Below are 529 nucleotides of genomic sequence, written 5' to 3'. Positions count from 1 at the left end.
AAGGGTCGTCGTCGCGATGCTCCAACGTTGTCTCGTTACACTTGTATGGTATTTCCAGCCTTTATCTACGATCATAGTAAAGGCATCGGGGAGGGGGAGGTTTTTCACTGCGTATCTGCCACTTACGTGTACAGACTAGCCGAGATTTCACCCCTCCACCCCACTCATTTATAAGCGCCTATAAAGAATCTTACCTGCACGGTCGATTTCAACAAGCTTGCGCTATCAATGATTCCCCGATTTCCCTACCATACATTGGAGAAAATAAGATGGCAATGAAGACTCTGAACACCGAACTTGGTATTGATGTTGCTAAGAACTGGCTCGATATTTCTGATGGTACGCAAGTCACTCGTATTGATAATAACCGACCTGCTATAAAGCGTTTTCTTAAACAGCTCTCTACAACAACCTGTATCTCTATCGAATCTACAAACACCTATCATGAGTTGTTTGTAGAACTAGCCATTGCCGATAAACATACCGTTTATATGATTGATGCTTACCGCCTTTCACGATACCGTGATGC

The 529-nt window shown here is 43.7% G+C and carries 1 pseudogene; it reads left to right on the top strand.

Annotated features, from left to right (window positions below):
• Nucleotides 1-269: 269 nt before the first annotated feature.
• Nucleotides 270-529 (top strand): annotated as a pseudogene (locus tag Q1A31_RS20940) (IS110 family transposase); the annotation flags it as partial.

It is taken from the genome of uncultured Cocleimonas sp., assembly GCF_947495625.1.
Taxonomy (GTDB): Bacteria; Pseudomonadota; Gammaproteobacteria; order Thiotrichales; family Thiotrichaceae; genus Cocleimonas.
Note: the sequence above shows the minus strand (reverse complement) of the source record. Positions and strands in the feature narration are given on the sequence as shown.